Annotated in this window: 14 protein-coding genes; 8 read left to right on the top strand and 6 right to left on the bottom strand. The window is 70.1% G+C overall.

The features are described 5' to 3' along the window. Positions 1-19: 19 nt before the first annotated feature. Entirely contained in the window at positions 20-1444 is a 1425-nt protein-coding gene (locus HC028_RS05655; protein WP_168073646.1) for an esterase-like activity of phytase family protein, read from the bottom strand. Positions 1445-1640: 196 nt separating this feature from the next. Continuing rightward, the gene (gene hflX, locus HC028_RS05660; protein WP_239075361.1) at positions 1641-3107 is read right to left on the bottom strand and encodes a GTPase HflX; all 1467 of its coding nucleotides are present in this window, start codon (positions 3105-3107) and stop codon (positions 1641-1643) included. Between the two features lie 150 nt (positions 3108-3257). Between hflX and HC028_RS05665 the strand changes: the two genes are divergently transcribed. Beyond that, the gene (locus HC028_RS05665) at positions 3258-4748 is read left to right on the top strand and encodes an NAD-dependent malic enzyme (RefSeq protein ID WP_168073650.1); all 1491 of its coding nucleotides are present in this window, start codon (positions 3258-3260) and stop codon (positions 4746-4748) included. Between the two features lie 44 nt (positions 4749-4792). Here HC028_RS05665 and dapF read toward each other — a convergent pair whose 3' ends face one another. Then, positions 4793-5689 carry a diaminopimelate epimerase gene (gene dapF / locus HC028_RS05670; protein WP_168074196.1) on the bottom strand — a complete coding sequence of 299 codons (897 nt, stop codon included), beginning with the start codon at positions 5687-5689 and terminating at the stop codon, positions 4793-4795. Between the two features lie 28 nt (positions 5690-5717). Next, complete coding sequence (miaA, locus tag HC028_RS05675; RefSeq protein WP_239075362.1) at positions 5718-6647, bottom strand: tRNA (adenosine(37)-N6)-dimethylallyltransferase MiaA; 930 nt, start codon at positions 6645-6647, stop codon at positions 5718-5720. Positions 6648-7114: 467 nt separating this feature from the next. Here miaA and HC028_RS05680 point away from each other — a divergent pair, with 467 nt between their 5' ends. Both HC028_RS05680 and HC028_RS05685 read left to right on the top strand, forming a co-directional pair. Further along, positions 7115-8323, top strand: coding sequence for a DUF349 domain-containing protein (locus HC028_RS05680; RefSeq protein WP_168073654.1), 1209 nt, complete (start codon positions 7115-7117; stop codon positions 8321-8323). A 26-nt stretch (positions 8324-8349) separates the two neighbouring features. Next, on the top strand, positions 8350-9105 hold the full coding sequence (locus HC028_RS05685; protein WP_239075363.1) for a tyrosine-protein phosphatase: 756 nt from the start codon (positions 8350-8352) through the stop codon (positions 9103-9105). Between the two features lie 68 nt (positions 9106-9173). On the opposite strand, the gene miaB is transcribed toward HC028_RS05685, so the two are convergent. Next, entirely contained in the window at positions 9174-10700 is a 1527-nt protein-coding gene (miaB, locus tag HC028_RS05690) for a tRNA (N6-isopentenyl adenosine(37)-C2)-methylthiotransferase MiaB (protein WP_168074198.1), read from the bottom strand. Positions 10701-10750: 50 nt separating this feature from the next. Between miaB and HC028_RS05695 the strand changes: the two genes are divergently transcribed. The 5 genes from HC028_RS05695 (at position 10751) to HC028_RS05715 (ending at position 14310) form a co-directional block, all read left to right on the top strand. Then, positions 10751-10969, top strand: coding sequence for a DUF2277 domain-containing protein (locus tag HC028_RS05695; protein WP_168073656.1), 219 nt, complete (start codon positions 10751-10753; stop codon positions 10967-10969). A 48-nt stretch (positions 10970-11017) separates the two neighbouring features. Continuing rightward, positions 11018-11773 (top strand): amino acid ABC transporter ATP-binding protein, encoded by a 756-nt coding sequence (locus HC028_RS05700; RefSeq protein WP_168073658.1) that lies wholly within the window; start codon positions 11018-11020, stop codon positions 11771-11773. Positions 11774-11784: 11 nt separating this feature from the next. Then, positions 11785-12723, top strand: a complete 939-nt coding sequence (locus tag HC028_RS05705; protein WP_168073660.1) for a glutamate ABC transporter substrate-binding protein — start codon at positions 11785-11787, stop codon at positions 12721-12723. 64 nt (positions 12724-12787) lie between these two features. Next, positions 12788-13444 (top strand): amino acid ABC transporter permease, encoded by a 657-nt coding sequence (locus HC028_RS05710; protein ID WP_168073662.1) that lies wholly within the window; start codon positions 12788-12790, stop codon positions 13442-13444. Beyond that, positions 13441-14310 carry an amino acid ABC transporter permease gene (locus HC028_RS05715; protein WP_168074199.1) on the top strand — a complete coding sequence of 290 codons (870 nt, stop codon included), beginning with the start codon at positions 13441-13443 and terminating at the stop codon, positions 14308-14310. The genes HC028_RS05710 and HC028_RS05715 overlap by 4 nt, the downstream gene beginning before the upstream one ends. Before the next feature lie 71 nt (positions 14311-14381). Here HC028_RS05715 and rny read toward each other — a convergent pair whose 3' ends face one another. After that, positions 14382-16076 (bottom strand): ribonuclease Y, encoded by a 1695-nt coding sequence (gene rny, locus HC028_RS05720; protein WP_373313869.1) that lies wholly within the window; start codon positions 16074-16076, stop codon positions 14382-14384. Positions 16077-16410: the final 334 nt, after the last annotated feature.

Raw genomic sequence — 16410 nt, forward strand, 5'->3', positions numbered from 1 at the left:
ACCACCCCGTTCGGAAGGTCTAGATGCGTTCAGAGAAGTAACGGCCGTCGCCGTCGTACTCTGGGCGGTATCCGGGCTGGGCGTACTCCTGACGCCCGCCACGCTGGTCGTACCCCGACTGCGGACGGCCGCCACCGTAGACGTTCCCGCCACCACCTCCACCGCCGCGGCCAGGCTGTGCCGGCCCGCCGCGCTGCGGGCTCGCCGGCGGCACCGCGCCACGGCCCTGCCGCTGCTGCTCCGCGTGCGGCGCGACGGTCGCACGACCCGGCCGCCGACCGTCGGCGGGCGCGGCCGTGGCCCGACCCTGCCGCTGCTGCTCCGCGTGCGGCGCGATAGTGGCCCGACCCGGTGACCGGGGATCGGCGGGGACGGGCGCCCCGGCCGGCGCCGGGCCTTGGCCGCCGCTGCCCTTACCCGGCACGCCAGCCTGACCACCCGTACCCGACACGCTCGCCTGAGCGCCCTTACCGGGCTGGCTCGACGGGCCCTCGTCGACCGCGTTTCGCCGCGCCTTGCGGGACCGCCGGATGCCGATCACACCCGCCACGACCAGCACGAGGCCGAGCACACCGACGCCGGCGACGATGTTGATGATCTGCGGCAGGGATAGCTTCTGGTACCAGGGACGGTTATCGGCCTTGTTGCCCGTACTACCCGCCGCCGCGGGCACCTGCGCAGCGGCCGCGGACACGGGCTGGTAACGCAAGATCTTGCTCGGGCCGTTCTGACTCGCGCAGGTCAAGAACGATTTGCCGTCCGCGGTGTAGGCGATCCCCTCGCCCTGCGCCTCACCGGTCAGCGGCGTGATCCGCGGTTTGCCGGTGGTGATCGCCTTGACGACGTCACCGTCGGGAACGTCCCACTCGTACGCGTCGGAGTAGGTGCGCAGCACGACCCGCTTCCGGTCGGGCGACTGGGCCGCACCGGTCACCAGGATCTGACCGGCGGCACCGAGGAAGTTGGCGGTTCCGGTGCGCTTCGGCTGCCAGGAGCCGACGTTCTTGAGCGGCACACCCTGCGCCGTGCGGGGCTGCAGCGGTGCGCTGGGCTCATAGATCTGCGCGGTCCCGCCCGCCTCCTTGGTGACGATGATCGGGACGTCGTCCGGGCCGAACAGCAGCGCCCGGGCGTCATGCGCGCCGTCCGGGTAGCTGAGGCGGTGGATGATCGGGGTGCCGCCACCGGCCGGCACCTTCCACAGCGCGATGGTCGCCCGCCGGTCGGCCTTGTTGGTCGACGGGTCGCCGGTGTCGGCCACCCACACCGTGCCGTCCGAGGCGACCGCCAGGTCCTCCGGGTCGCGGGGGCTCGCCGGGTAGGACACCGTACGGGTCACCTTGCACTTGCTGTCCAGGTAGTAGACCCGCACCGGGTTCGCCTGGTTCGGACTGGTGTTGACGACCACGTAGCCGCCGTCGGACTTCGCGGTCAGTCCGGACAAGCCCGTTAGTTGGCTGTCATTGAGGGTACAAACCGTCTCGGCTGAACCTGGACCGGCCGCCGCAGGGCTGGGCTCGGCGAGAGCCGGAGTCGCCGAACCTAAGACGGCAACCCCTACCCCGGTGATCAGCAGGCCCAATCGTCGCATCGCAACAGTCTTGCAGAGAGAACGCCGATTCGGGGGTTGGCCGTGCCGACTATGCGGCGTGGCCTGCCGTGGGCCCGCTTACAAGCGAGTACGGAGCCAACTCCGCCGCGAGCGACTCGGGCACCCGTACGTGCATGACCGTGCCATCGCTCGTGTGCTCGGTGCCCAGCACCTCGCCCGTCGAGTGGACGCGCGCCACCAGGTCGCCACGGTCGTACGGCACGCACGCGTGCAGCTCGATCGCCGGCCAGGGCAGCCGGTCCTCGATCGCCGCCCGGACGTCGGCCAGGCCGGCACCCCTGCGGGCGGACACGAAGATCGCCTCCGGCCACTCCCGCTTGAGCCGCAGGAGCGTCTCCTCGTCAGCCGCGTCGATCTTGTTGACGACCAGCAGTTCGGCCACCGTGTCGGCGCCCACCTCCGCGAGCACCTCGCGCACCGCGCGCACCTGCTCTTCGGGGTCGGGGTGGCTCGCGTCGACCACGTGCAGGACGAGGTCGGCCTCGGACACCTCCTCCAGCGTCGAGCGGAACGCCTCGACGAGCTGGTGCGGCAGGTGGCGGACGAACCCGACGGTGTCGGAGATCGTGTAGACCCGGCCGTCGGCGGCCCGGGCCCGCCGGGTTGTGGTGTCCAGGGTGGCGAACAGGGCGTTCTCCACCAGCAATCCGGCCCCGGTCAGGCGGTTGATCAGGCTGGACTTACCGGCGTTGGTGTAGCCGGCGATCGCGACGCTCGGCACCCGGCGCTCACGGCGCCCGGCCCGCTTGGTCTCACGGATCGTCGCCATGCCCGTAATCTCCCGCTTGAGCTTTGAGATGCGGGTACGGATGCGCCGGCGGTCGGTCTCCAGCTTGGTCTCACCGGGACCACGCAGACCCACGCCACCGTTGCCGCTGGCGGAGCCACCGGCCTGCCGGCTCATCGCCTCACCCCAACCGCGCAGGCGGGGCATGAGGTACTGCAGCTGGGCCAGCTCGACCTGGGCCTTACCCTCTTTGCTCTTGGCGTGCTGGGCGAAGATGTCCAGGATCAGCGCGGTCCGGTCGATGACCTTGACCTTGACCTTTTCTTCGAGATTGCGCAGCTGGGACGGGGACAGCTCACCGTCACAGATCACGGTGTCGGCGCCGGTCGCGACGACGACATCACGCAGGTCGGCGACCTTGCCACTACCGATGTAGGTGGACGGGTCGGGCCGGCCACGGCGCTGGATCAGCCCGTCGAGCACCTCGGAGCCGGCCGTCTCGGCCAGCGCCGCCAGCTCGGTCAGGCTGTTGTCGGCGTCCGCGGCGGTGCCTTCGGTCCAGACCCCGACGAGGACGACCCGCTCCAGCCGAAGCTGCCGGTACTCGACCTCGGTGATGTCCGACAGCTCCGTGGACAGGCCGGCGACCCGCCGCAGGGCGTGGCGCTCCTCGAGTTCCAACTCGCCCGTCGTGGCATCGTCGAACTCCCCGTCCAGCTTGAGTTCGAGGTCGAGGTCGTACGCGGATTCCAGGTTTCGTTCTCGCATCGCTTCCGATCGTGTCATGTCGTCGCAGGAGGCGCACCTGCATTGTCGGCCGGCCGTGGTGTCTCAATACCCCTGTACCCGACAAGATAATTACGAATATGGGCGGGGCGGGCGCTGCGGCCGTTCCGGGTGGCCTCAAAATAGAACGCCGTGACCGCACGTCGTCTTCCCAGCGCCGGGTTTTCCATCACCATCCGAGTGGCCGTGACCGCGGACTCTTCCGCGATCGGCCGCCTCACCACAGCCGTCGGCGAGGCGGGTGCCGTTGTCACCGCGCTCGACGTGGTCGACTCCGACCACACCTGCATCATCGCCGACCTCACCTGCGACACCGCCGATGCCGCCCACGCCGACCAGGTCGTTGCCGGCCTGGAAGCGTTGGACGGGGTCGAGGTCCGCAAAGTCTCCGACCGTACGTTCCTCCTCCACCTCGGCGGCAAGATCGAGGTCCAGTCGAAGGTTGCCCTGCGTACGCGCGACGAACTGTCCCGCGCGTACACGCCTGGGGTCGCCCGGGTCTGCCTGGCGATCGCCGAGAACCCCGACGACGCCCGCCGCCTGACGATCAAGCGCAACACCGTGGCGGTCGTCACGGACGGTTCGGCCGTCCTCGGGCTGGGCAACCTCGGCCCGGCCGCCGCACTGCCCGTCATGGAGGGCAAGGCGGCCCTGTTCAAGCGGTTCGCCGGGGTCGACGCGTGGCCGGTCGTCCTGGACACCCAGGACACCGACGAGATCGTCAACATCGTGAAGGCGATCGCGCCGGCGTACGGCGGGATCAACCTGGAGGACATCGCCGCCCCGCGCTGCTTCGAGATCGAGGCTCGGCTGCGGGAGATGCTCGACATCCCGGTCTTCCACGACGACCAGCACGGTACGGCGATCTGTGTGCTCGCCGCGCTCACCAACGCGCTTCGGGTGGTCGGCAAGCAGTTAGCCGATGTCCGCGTGGTGGTCTCCGGCTCGGGTGCTGCGGGCACCGCCATCATGAAACTGCTGCTCCGCCAGGGAGTGGGCGACCTGATCGCCACCGACCGCCCCGGCGCCCTCTACCGGGGCATGCCCGGCCTCAGCCCGTCCTGGCAGTGGTTAGCCGACCACACCAACCGGGACAACTACGCCGGCGACCTGCGCGGCGCGATCCGGGGCGCCGACGTGTTCATCGGGGTGAGCGCTCCCAACCTGCTCACCGGCGACGATATCGCCACGATGGCGCCCAAGTCGATCGTTTTCGCCCTCGCCAACCCCGACCCCGAGGTGGACCCCCGGGCGGCCCGCGAGCACGCGGCGATCGTGGCCACCGGCCGCTCCGACCAGCCGAACCAGATCAACAACGTGCTGGCGTTCCCCGGCGTGTTCCGCGGGATGCTCGACGCGCAGGCGCGCGGGTACACCGATGACATGGCGCTCGCGGCGGCGCGGGCGATCGCAGACACGGTCGGCGCGGACAAGCTCAACGCCAGCGTCATCGTGCCCAGCGTGTTCGACCCGCGGGTGGCGCCGGCGGTCGCGGCCGCCGTGCGCGCCGTCGCCAAGAGCGAGGCGTACGCGGCCACCGGGTTCCGGGGCGGCGTGACGAGCGACACCCCCGGAGGCGCCTTCGACGAGACGCCCGTCCTGCCGGACCCGGAGCTGTCCTGACCGTGCGGGGGCGGGCCGCGCGGCCCGCCCCCGTCGCGTCGCTGTTACGCGGCCCCGGCCTTCGCCGCCTCGACGTCCTTGCGGGCGTTCGAGCGCGGTAACCGCACGTCGAGCGCCTCGGGGGCGACCGCTCCGGTCGCCACGATCACCGCCGGCCCGGCCAGCCAGCACGTTTCCTCGTCGAGCGTGATGGTCAGACGGCCGCCCGGCACGTCCACGGCCACCCGGCCGGTGGAAAGCCCCACGTCGGCCAGGGCCACCGCCGCGACGGCGCAGGCACCCGAGCCGCACGACAGCGTCTCCCCCGAGCCGCGCTCGTAGACGCGCATGCGTACGTGCGCGTCCACCCCGGGCAGCGGGACGCCCGGCGCGGAGAACTCGACGTTCACGCCGGTGGGGAAGTCCGCGTCGCTGAACTCCGGCGACGTGGTCAGGTCGAGCCCAGCCAGCTCCTGGGTGTCGGACACCCGGCAGACCAGGTGCGGGTTTCCCACATCGACGGCCTCACCGAGGTAGCGGTACCCCGCCACCCTCGCCACGCTCTGCCCGTACACGCGGGGTTTGGACAGGCCCGCGGAGATCTCAGCGGGAGTGACCACGACGCGGACGACGCCGGCGCGGGTGGCCACCGTCAGCTCGCCGCCGTCGGCGAAGCCCGCCTCGACCAGGTACCGCGAGTACACCCGCACGCCGTTGCCGCACATCTCGGCGAACGTGCCGTCGGCGTTCCAGTAGTCCATGAACCACTCGGCCGCGCCGGCGTAGCGCGCGGCGTCCGGGTGGGCGTCGGTCCGGACCACACGCAGCACGCCGTCGGCGCCGATGCCGCGGCGCCGGTCACACAGCGCCGCGACCAGCCTCGGTGTGAGCGGCAGCGTTCCGTCAAGGTCGGGAAGGATCACGAAGTCGTTGCCGGTGCCGTGCCCCTTGGCGTAGGTCACCGTGGTGCCGTCGAGTAACACCTCGACATCATGACATCGTGAGGAAGGCTTCCGCTGCGCCGCGAGCATTCTGGACGAAGTCCGGGGCGGCGGCGTCCAACCAACTGACCCGGGAATCACGCCGGAACCAGGACCGCTGGCGGCGCACGAAGCGCCGGGTGGCCCTGATCGTCTCCGCGTGCGCCTCCTCCTCGGTGCACCCACCCGCCAGGAAGCGCAGGACCTGCTGGTAGCCGAGCGCCCGGCTGGCGGTGAGCCCGTCTCGCAGGCCGCGAGTTTCGAGGTGGCGGACCTCGTTGACCAGGCCCGCCGCCCACATGTGGTCGACCCGGGTGGCGATCCGCTCGTCGAGCAGCCCCGCATCGAGGTCCACCCCGAGCTGCAGGGAGCGGTAGCACGGCCGGGGCTGCTCCGGCAGCGCGGCGGCGAACGGCTCCCCGGTCAGCGCGATCACCTCCAGGGCGCGCACGATGCGCCGGCCGTTGGTGGGAAGGATGCGCTCCGCCGCGACCGGGTCCAGCGTGGTGAGCCGGGCATGCAGCGCCTCGGGGCCGAGCGCGGCGAGTTCGGCCTCCAACTCGGCGCGCAGCGCCGGGTCGGTGCCCGGGAACTCGAACTCTTCGAGCACCGCGCGTACGTACAGCCCCGAACCGCCCACCAGCAGCGGTACCCGGCCGCGGGCCAGGATGTCGTCGATGGCGGCGCGGGCCAGCCGCTGGTAGACCGCGACGCTGGCCGGCTCGGTGACGTCCCAGATGTCGAGTACGTGGTGTGGGACGTTCTCCCGTTCGTCCGGAGTGAGCTTGGCCGTTCCGATGTCCATGCCCCGGTACAGCTGCATCGAGTCGGCGTTGACCACCTCCGCACCGCGGGAGTGGGCGAGCGCGAGGCTCAGCGCCGACTTGCCGGCCGCGGTGGGGCCGACCACGGCGATCACGGGTCCTGGCAGCTCCGTCATGACCGGCCCACCCCGAAACATGTGGCCGGCAACCCCCCCAAGACGCACCGGGCGCGGTACGGTGACGACGACTCCCATATCCGGTGACCGTCGCCGTGCGTCACCAACCGCTGGCGGGTCGTCCACGACCGCGTCACGGTGTCGTCGTGCGCGGTCGGCAAAACGTTGATTTCGGTGACACCGGTGGCGAAACCGGGGATTGGGAGCGTCGGGTTCGGGCAGACGGCGGCAACGAGGGGCACGCCGAAAACGGTATCGGGTGGCTTAACCCGGTCCGTGCCGCACTGGGCGAAACCCCAGCGACGGCAACTCGACAGCAAGGTCACGGTTCGGCTGCGGCCGCTCGACGCGGATGGGGTCGGACCTGTGAGAATGATGCCCTGAGTGAACGAACACTGCTGTGCACTGGCGGCGATATCGGGGGTTAGCCGAACCCTGCGAACGCCGGGAAGACGAGGATGGGCACCATGAGCGAGCCGACGACCTTCGGTCGAATCGACGCGGACGGCACCGTGTACCTGAAGACCGCGGCGGGTGAACGCGTCGTCGGGTCGTGGCAGGCCGGCACCCCCGAGGAGGGGCTGGCCCACTTCGCCCGGCGCTTCGCCGACCTGGTCACCGAAGTGGACCTGATCGAGGCCCGCCTCGGAAGTGGCACCGCCGACGCGGCCCATTCCCTGAGCACCATCCGCCGCCTGCGCGGCAGCCTGGACACCGCCCACGTCATCGGGGACGTCGACGGGCTCGCCGCGCGCCTCGACAAGCTCGCCACGATCGCCGAGGAGAAGGCGGGCGCGGCGCGGGCGGCCCGTGACGCGGCCCGCGTGGAGGCCGCCGCGCGCAAGACCGCCCTGGTCGAGGAGGCCGAGAAGATCGCGGCCGAGGCGACCGGCTGGAAGGCTGCCGGCGACCGGCTCAAGGAGATCCTCGACGAGTGGAAGACGATCCACGGCGTCGACAAGAAGACCGACGGTGAGCTCTGGAAGCGGTACGCCGCCGCCAGAGACGGGTTCACCCGTCGCCGCGGCGCCCACTTCGCCGTCCTCGACGCGTCCCGCAAGCAGGCGCAGGGCCGCAAGGATGAGCTGGTCGCCGAGGCGGAGAGCCTGGCCGATTCGACCGAGTGGAACGCCACCGCCACGCGGCTCAAGGAGCTCATGAGCGAGTGGAAGGCGGCGCCGCGCGCCTCCAAGGAGGCCGAGCAGAAGCTGTGGGAGAGGTTCCGGGCCGCCCAGGACACCTTCTTCAGCCGCCGCAGCGAGGTCTTCTCCGCCCGTGACGCGGAGCTGAAGGGTCACCTCGATCGCAAGCAGGAACTCCTGGCCCAGGCCGAGGCGATCGACGTCGATGCCGATCCGCGGGCGGCGCAGGCCAAGCTGCGGGAGATCCAGGGCCAATGGCACGACATCGGTCGGGTTCCGCGCGACGCGGCGGCCGGCCTGGACCGGCGGCTACGCGCCATCGAGGACCGGGTGAAGCACGCCATGGACGCCGCCTGGCGCCGGACCGCACCCGAGGAGAGCCCGCTGCTGGCGCAGATGCGCGAGCAGGTCGCCGAGGCGGAACAGCGGCTCGCCAAGGCCCAGGCGGCCGGCGACGCCCGGCGGATCCGCGAGGCCCAACAGGCGCTGGAGGCCAAGCGGAAGTTCCTGGCGCTCGCCGAGCACAGCGGCTGACCGGACGCGAGGTACGGTCGGAAACCGTGACCATCGTCGAACGCCACGTCCCGTTCTCGACCGTCTTCAACTTCCGCGACCTCGGCGGCTACCCTGCGGCCGAGGGTCGCATGGTCTGCTGGGGGCGGCTGTACCGCTCCGACGGGCTGCACCGGCTGACCGGGGACGACTTCGAGGACTTCGCCGCGCTCGGCATTCGCACGGTGCTCGACCTGCGGCGCCCCGATGAGCTGGAGGCCGACGGCCGGGTGGCGGAGTCGATCGGGCTCGACTACCGCCACCTCAACTTCCACGCCGACCTCTGGCCGCAGCACTCACTGAGGCCGGACGACATGCCCCGATACCTGGCTGACCGCTACGCCGAGATGGCCGAAGGCGGCCTGACCGGCAGGAACGCCATCGCCTCGTCGCTGCGCGCGGTCGCCGACGCCGACGCGGCGCCGCTGGTGTTCCACTGTGCAGCCGGCAAGGACCGGACCGGGGTGCTTGCGGCGCTCGTCCTGAGCCTGCTCGGCGTCGACGACGAGGACATCGCGACCGACTACGCGCTCAGCGCGGAGTCCGAGCGGCGCTTCCGCGAGTGGCGGCGCCGGCTGGCCGCCGGCCAGCCCGAAGAGGACGGCCACGCGCCGGCCTGGGCCATCAACCCCTGCCCGCAGGAGGCGATGCACCTCTTCCTGACCGAGTTGCGCGGACGACACGGCTCGGTCGAGGCGTACGTGCGGCGGGTCGGCATCAGCGACGCCGAGGTGGCGAAGCTACGCGAGCACCTGCTCGACTGAGCGCTCTGAGGAGGGTGCCCTGTTGGGGCGCCCCTGTTGGGGGGCGCCCTCCTCACGTACCGGGGAAGCTAGTCGCAGCCGCAGGCCGCGGCGGTCGGGGTGCTCGCCGGCGCGGGCGCGCCCACTGTGGGTAGCCCGAGCGAGACCCCCTTGGTACGCACGGCGTGGCCGGCCTCCCAGACGTCGCCGGCCCGGGTGCGCCGGTGGGAGACCAGTGGACCGTCGGCGTTGAGGTGGTGCGGCGCCGCGTACGTGACCGTGGTGTGCACGATGTCACCGGGCCGCACATCGGGAGCGCCGACGCCGAGTTGGTCGTTCGCCGCTGGCGCGGCGAAGTGCACCAGACGCCCGTCGCGGGCCCGCCCGGACATCCGGCCGGTGGCCTCGTCCTTGCGCCCCTCCCCCGTCGCGACGAGCACCTCGACGGTCTGCCCGACGAGCTTCTTGTTCTCGGCCCAGGTGATCTCTTCCAGGCAGGCGATCAGCCGGTCGTACCGGTCCTGGACGACCTCCTTGGGTACCTGCTCGTCCATCGTGGCCGCCGGGGTGCCGGGGCGCTTGGAGTACTGGAACGTGAAGGCGCTCGCGAACCGGGCCTGCCGGACCACGTCGAGGGTGCCCTGGAAGTCCTCTTCGGTCTCGCCGGGGAAGCCGACGATGATGTCGGTGGTGATCGCGGCGTCCGGCATGGCCGCCCGTACGCGGTCGATGATGCCCAGGTAGCGCTCGGCGCGGTAGGACCGGCGCATCGCCTTCAGCACCCGGTCCGAGCCCGATTGCAACGGCATGTGCAGCTGGTGGCAGACGTTGGGCGTCTCGGCCATCGCCGCGATCACGTCGTCGGTGAAGGCCGCCGGGTGCGGCGAGGTGAAGCGCACCCGCTCCAGGCCCTCGATACCGCCGCAGGAGCGCAGCAGCTTGCCGAACGCGAACCGGTCGCCGAACTCGACGCCGTACGTGTTGACGTTCTGCCCGAGCAGGGTCACCTCGAGGATGCCCTCGGCCACCAGGGCCTCGACCTCGGCCAGGATCTCGCCGGGTCGGCGGTCCTTCTCCTTGCCGCGCAGCGACGGCACGATGCAGAAGGTGCAGGTGTTGTTGCAGCCGACCGAGATCGACACCCAGCCGGCGTACGTCGACTCACGGCGGGTCGGCAGGGTCGACGGGAAGACCTCGAGCGCCTCGAGGATCTCCACCTCGGCAGCGGCGTTGTGCCGGGCGCGTTCGAGCAGCGTGGGTAGCGAACCGATGTTGTGGGTACCGAAGACCACGTCCACCCACGGCGCGCGCTTGACGATCTCGCCCCGGTCCTTCTGTGCCAGGCAGCCGCCGACGGCGATCTGCATGTCCGGGTGGGCCTTCTTGACGGGGTGCAGGTGGCCGAGGTTGCCGTAGAGGCGGTTGTCGGCGTTCTCGCGTACCGCGCAGGTGTTGAACACGACCACGTCGGCCTGCTCGTCGCCGGTGACCGGCACGTACCCGGCGGTCTCCAGCAGACCCGAGATGCGCTCGGAGTCGTGCGCGTTCATCTGGCAGCCGTACGTGCGCACCTGGTAGGTGCGTGGCTGATCGGGGGCGCTGGCTCGCGCGGTCATGTTACTCATGTCGGTTGTACAGCGTATCCGCACGCGCCTGGAGGCGAAGAATGTGCCGCAGCATAAAAACGCTCCGCCCGCCGTTCGCCCCCGAGGTCAGCCAGGCTGACATCGAGGCCGCCGCGCTCCAGTACGTCCGCAAAATATCGGGTTTTCGGAAGCCTTCCGCCCGCAACACGGACGCTTTTGACCGCGCCGTGGCCCAAGTTGCGGAGGCAACCCGTACGCTGCTCAGCGAACTCGACGTACATGGTGTTACCCGTACGTGACCTCGGGGTACGACGATCGGGCACACACGCAGTTCGAAGGCGGGGTATATGGCAGGGACGTCAAACGGCGAGCCACTGATCGCCATGTCACAGGTCAACAAGTGGTTCGGCTCGCTGCACGTGCTCCGCGACATCGATCTGACCATCGACCGCGGCGAAGTGGTCGTGGTGATCGGTCCGTCCGGCTCAGGCAAGTCGACGCTGTGCCGGGCCATCAACCGGTTGGAGCCCATCGACAAGGGCGAGATCCGCTTCGACGGGCAGGTGCTGCCCGCGGAGGGGCGCCCGCTCGCCCGGCTGCGCAGCGAGGTCGGCATGGTGTTCCAGTCGTTCAACCTGTTCGCCCACAAGACGATCCTCGAAAACGTCATGCTGGGCCCGGTCAAGGTCCGCAAGGAGAAGCCCGCCGCCGTACGCGAGCGGGCGATGGGCCTGCTGCAGCGGGTGGGCATCGCCAACCAGGCCGACAAGTACCCCGCACAGCTTTCCGGCGGTCAGCAGCAGCGGGCGGCGATCGCCCGCGCGCTGGCGATGCAGCCCAAGGCGATGCTGTTCGACGAGCCGACGAGCGCGCTCGACCCCGAGATGGTCGGTGAGGTGCTCGACGTGATGACCTCCCTCGCCGCCGAGGGCATGACCATGATCGTGGTGACCCACGAGATGGGCTTCGCCCGGCACGCCGCCAACCGGGTCGTCTTCATGGCCGACGGCCAACTGGTCGAGCAGGCGCCGCCTACCGAGTTCTTCGCCAATCCGCGCAGCGAGCGCGCCCGCGACTTCCTCTCCAAGGTTCTGACCCACTGAAAGGACATCGAATGCGAGTTAACCGTCTCGCCTTGGTCGCGACGGTCGCGACGCTGGGCTTCGGCCTGGCGGCGTGCGGCAAGTCGGGCACGCCCACCGCGACGCCCGGCAACGGCGCGAGCAGCGGCGCGGCAACCGGCGACCAGTGCTCCTCGTCCGGCGTGACCCTCACCCCGGCCACGAACGCGGCGATCACCGGCAGCCCGACCTTCGACAAGATCAAGACGGCGGGCAAGGTCACCATCGGTGTCAAGGCCGACCAGCCCAACCTGGGCTACAAGGACGCCAGCGGCCAGCGCTGCGGGTTCGACGTCGAGATCGCCCAGCTGATCGCGGCGAAGCTCGGCGTCGCCAAGGACAAGATCGAGTACAAGGAGATCCCGTCCGCCAACCGGGAGACCGCGATCAAGGGCGGTGAGATCGACTACTACGTCGGCACCTACTCGATCACCGACAAGCGCAAGAACGACGTCTCCTTCGCCGGGCCGTACTTCATCGCCGGCCAGGACCTACTGGTCCGCAAGGACGACAACTCGATCACCGGCAAGGACTCGCTGAAGGGCAAGAAGGTCTGCTCCGCGACCGGCTCCACGCCGCTGCAGCGGGTGCGCGACCTGAAGCTGACCGAGGACAGCAACATCTCCGAGTTCAAGACCTACTCGGAGTGCGTGTCGCAGCTGCTCGACAAGCGGGTCGACGCGGTCACCACCGACGACGCCATCCTCAAGGGCTACGCGGCGCAGAACCCGAGCAAGCTCAAGGTCGTCGGCCAGCCGTTCAGCACCGAGAAGTACGGCATCGGCCTGCCGCACGACGACAAGGCGCTGCGCGACTACGTCAACAACGCGCTGGAGGCCGCCGAGAAGGACGGCACCTGGCAGAAGATCTACGACGGCACCCTGGGCAAGTCCGGCTCGTCGGCGACCGCGCCGCAGCTCGAGCGGTACTGACCCGTCGATTCGCACCCGGTGGCCGCGCAACGCGGCCACCGGGTGCGACGTACGTGAGGTTCGCATGAACAGCTTTCTCCACACGCTCACCGACAACGGCCCACTCTTCTGGGAAGGCTTCAAGACCACGGTCGAGCTCTTCCTGATCGCCGCCGTCGGCAGCCTGGTACTGGGCACGCTGCTCGCCGGCGCCCGGGTCTCGCCGGTGCCAATCCTGCGGGCGGTGGGTACGGCCTACGTCCAGACCGTGCGCAACACCCCGCTGACCCTGCTGTTCGCGTTCCTGGTCTTCGCCGTCCCCAAGCTCGACATCCCCATCGACTACTTTCCCAGCGCGTGCATCGCGTTGATCGCCTACACGTCGGCGTTCGTGTGCGAGGTGGTGCGCTCCGGCATCAACACGGTTGCGTCCGGCCAGGCCGAGGCCGCCCGCGCGCTTGGCATGACGTTCGGGCAGGTGCTCGGGCAGATCGTGCTCCCGCAGGCGTTCCGGTCCATCGTGCCGCCGTTGATGAGCGTCATGATCGCCATGCTGAAGAACACCACGATCGCGGCAGGCTTCTCGGTGCTCGAGGCGGGCGCGATCCCGGCGTACATGGCTGAGCGGGGCGAGAACCAGTTCGCCACCCTGATCTGGATCACCATCGGCTTCCTGGTGCTGATCGCCCCGCTGGTGGTGCTGCAGCACAGGATGGAGCGCAAGTGGGCGGTAACGCGATGAGCAACATCCTGTACGACCTGCCGGGACCACGGGCGCGCGCCCGCAACCTGGTCATCGGAGTGGTGACAGCAGTCGCCGTGGTCGCCGTGGCGGTCTACGTCGTCTCGCGTTTCATCGCCACCGACCAGTTCAGCACCCTACGGACGACCCAGTTCCAGTACACGGCCGTGCAGCAGGAACTGGCCAACGGCCTGCTCGCCACGCTGAAGGCCGCCGCGATCGCCACCGTGCTGGCGCTGGTCTTCGGCGCGGTGTTCGCCGCGGCACGGCTGAGCGACCACGCGGTGATCCGGGTACCGGCGGCGTGGATCGTCGAGCTGTTCCGCGCGATCCCGCTGCTCATCCTGATCTTCTTCTTCTACTATGTACCGCTGCAGTACAAGATGCACCTGCCCACGCTGTGGGCGCTGGTCTTCGGCCTCACCCTCTACAACGGCTCGGTGCTCGCCGAGATCTTCCGGGCCGGCATCCTGGCGGTGCCGCGCGGCCAGTCCGAGGCGGCGTACGCGATCGGCCTGCGCAAGAGCCAGGTGATGACGTCCGTCCTGCTGCCGCAGGCAGTCCGGGCGATGCTGCCCGCGATCGTGAGCCAGCTCGTGGTGCTGCTCAAGGACACCGCGCTCGGGTTCATCATCACGTACCCCGAGCTGCTGTACGTCGCCAAGCAGATCGGCGGCCGGGGCTCCTTCGACTTCCCGTACGTCGTCTCGTACCTGGTCGTCGCGGCGATCTACATCGGGATCTGCGGCGCGCTGTCGGCGTTCGCGTACTGGCTACAGAAGCGGATGGGCCGCAGCCGGCGGACCGCGGCGAAGCCGGTCCCGGTCGACCAGGGCAACGCCTCCACCGCCGGCGCGACCGTCTAGCCCGTTCTACGCGGTCTTGGACACTTGGCGGGCCTTATAACCCCGCCGAGTGTCCAAGACCGCGGAAGTTTCTACCGGGCGATCTCGGTGACCCGGGACTCGCGCACGACCGTCACCCGAATCTGACCGGGGTAGGTCAGCTCCTCCTCGATCTGCTTGGCCACATCGCGGGCCAGCACTGCGGCACCGATGTCGTCGACATCGTCCGGGCGGACCATCACCCGGATCTCCCGCCCGGCCTGCATGGCGAAGACCTTCTCCACGCCGGCCTTGCCACCGGCGATCTCCTCGATGCGCTCCAGGCGCTTCACGTAAGCTTCGAGGCTCTCGCGCCGCGCGCCGGGCCGCCCACCGGAGCAGGCATCCGAGGCCTGCGTCAGGACCGCCTCGATGGTCTGCGGGAGCACCTCGTTGTGGTGGGCCTCGATCGCGTGGACGACGTCGTCGGACTCCCCGTACTTGCGCGCCAGGTCCGCTCCGATCAGCGCGTGACTGCCCTCGACCTCGTGGGTGAGCGCCTTGCCGATGTCGTGCAGGAACGCACCGCGCTTGATCAGGGCAGGCTCCAGGCCGAGCTCCGCGGCCATGATGCCGGCTATGTGCGCGGTCTCCACCAGGTGCTTGAGCACGTTCTGGCCGTAGCTGGTCCGGTAGCGCAACCGGCCGAGCAGCTTCACCAGCTCCGGGTGCAGGTCGGTGATGCCCACCTCGACCAGCGCGTCCTCGGCGGCCCGCTGACACAGCCGCTCGACCTCGTGTTTGGCGAGGTCGAACACCTCCTCGATGCGGTGCGGGTGGATCCGGCCGTCGAGGACGAGCTTCTCCAGCGTCAGTCGGCCGATCTCCCGCCGTACCGGGTCGAAGCAGGACAGCAGCACCGCCTCCGGCGTGTCATCGATGATCAGGTTGACCCCGGTCACCGACTCGAACGCGCGGATGTTGCGGCCTTCCCGGCCGATGATCCGGCCCTTCATCTCGTCGCTGGGCAGGTGGAGCACGCTGACGACACTCTCGGCGGTCTGCTCGCTCGCGACCCGCTGTATGGCGTCCACGACGATGTGACGGGCCCGCTGCTCGGCGGTGGACCGCGCGTCGTGCTCGATGTCGCGTACCAGCAGCGCAGCCTCGCGCTTGGCCTGCCCCTCGATGGCCTCGATGAGTTCGGCTCGGGCGGCGTCGGCGGTCAGGCCGGCGATTCGCTCCAGCTCGCGCCGGCGGTGCTCCTCGACCTCCACCAGGACGGCTTCCCGCTCGACCAGCGCAGTCTCGCGGTCGGACAGGTCGGCCTCGGTGGTGGTGATCCGGCGATCCCGTTCGGCCAGCCGTTCGGCCTCCTCCGCGAGGAGGCGCTCCCGCTCGTCGAGGCGCCGTTGGCGCCGCTCGGCGTCCTGCGTCTGCTCCTTCGCGGCGGCGGTGAGCTGCGCGACCTCGCGCTCTCCGGCGCGGCGCGCCGCCACCCGCGCCTGCTCGGCATCGTGCTCGGCCTGCCGGTGCGCCCGGTCGAGCACGGCTTCGGCCTCCGCCCGCGCGGCGTCGAGAATCCGACGGGCATCTGCCCGGGCCGCGCTCGCCTCCGCCTTCGCCGCCGCGGCTTCGGTACGCGCAGCAGCGGCCGCCGCCCGCGCCTCGTCGACCGCCCGCGCCGCCTCTTCCGCGGCGCTGCGCAGCGACGTCAGCGAGTTCTCGTGCCGGTCCTTCTCCGCCAGGTAGGCGGCGTTTGCCTCGCCGTTTTCCGCTGCCTTCGGCGCTTCCTGGAGCCGGCGCATGACCTTCAGGCCGACGACGACGAGGATCGCCAGGAGGACGGCTACGACCGCGACAACCAACACAAGCAGGATCTCTGCCGGTTGCATGGCCTCCCCTCCCCGTCGGCGCCGATCGATCAGCGCGCCGTATACCGGTTTAGGAGATGCCCGAGTCCGCGGTGGGCCTCGTAAGGTCCGTCCCGCGGCGCCTGGCGGGCATCGCGAGCGGTATATGTGTTGGCAGGCGTCGGCGCGACCAGGCCGAACCCGCCATATCTACCCATATGCATAGCAAAACGTTGCTGATCTGTAATCAGATCTATGTTGTGCGGTTGAACCCGCGGTGGTGGGCGCT

The sequence above is a fragment of the Planosporangium flavigriseum genome, from assembly GCF_011947225.1.
Lineage (GTDB): Bacteria > Actinomycetota > Actinomycetes > Mycobacteriales > Micromonosporaceae > Planosporangium > Planosporangium flavigriseum.

Coding starts and splice junctions, on each gene's coding strand:
- hflX (WP_239075361.1), bottom strand. CDS start 3,107: ATGCGAGAACGAAACCTGGAATCCGCGTACGACCTCGACCTCGAACTC.
- miaA (WP_239075362.1), bottom strand. CDS start 6,647: ATGACGGAGCTGCCAGGACCCGTGATCGCCGTGGTCGGCCCCACCGCG.
- HC028_RS05680 (WP_168073654.1), top strand. CDS start 7,115: ATGAGCGAGCCGACGACCTTCGGTCGAATCGACGCGGACGGCACCGTG.
- miaB (WP_168074198.1), bottom strand. CDS start 10,700: ATGACCGCGCGAGCCAGCGCCCCCGATCAGCCACGCACCTACCAGGTG.
- HC028_RS05695 (WP_168073656.1), top strand. CDS start 10,751: ATGTGCCGCAGCATAAAAACGCTCCGCCCGCCGTTCGCCCCCGAGGTC.
- HC028_RS05700 (WP_168073658.1), top strand. CDS start 11,018: ATGGCAGGGACGTCAAACGGCGAGCCACTGATCGCCATGTCACAGGTC.
- HC028_RS05705 (WP_168073660.1), top strand. CDS start 11,785: ATGCGAGTTAACCGTCTCGCCTTGGTCGCGACGGTCGCGACGCTGGGC.
- HC028_RS05710 (WP_168073662.1), top strand. CDS start 12,788: ATGAACAGCTTTCTCCACACGCTCACCGACAACGGCCCACTCTTCTGG.
- HC028_RS05715 (WP_168074199.1), top strand. CDS start 13,441: ATGAGCAACATCCTGTACGACCTGCCGGGACCACGGGCGCGCGCCCGC.
- rny (WP_373313869.1), bottom strand. CDS start 16,076: ATGCGCCGGCTCCAGGAAGCGCCGAAGGCAGCGGAAAACGGCGAGGCA.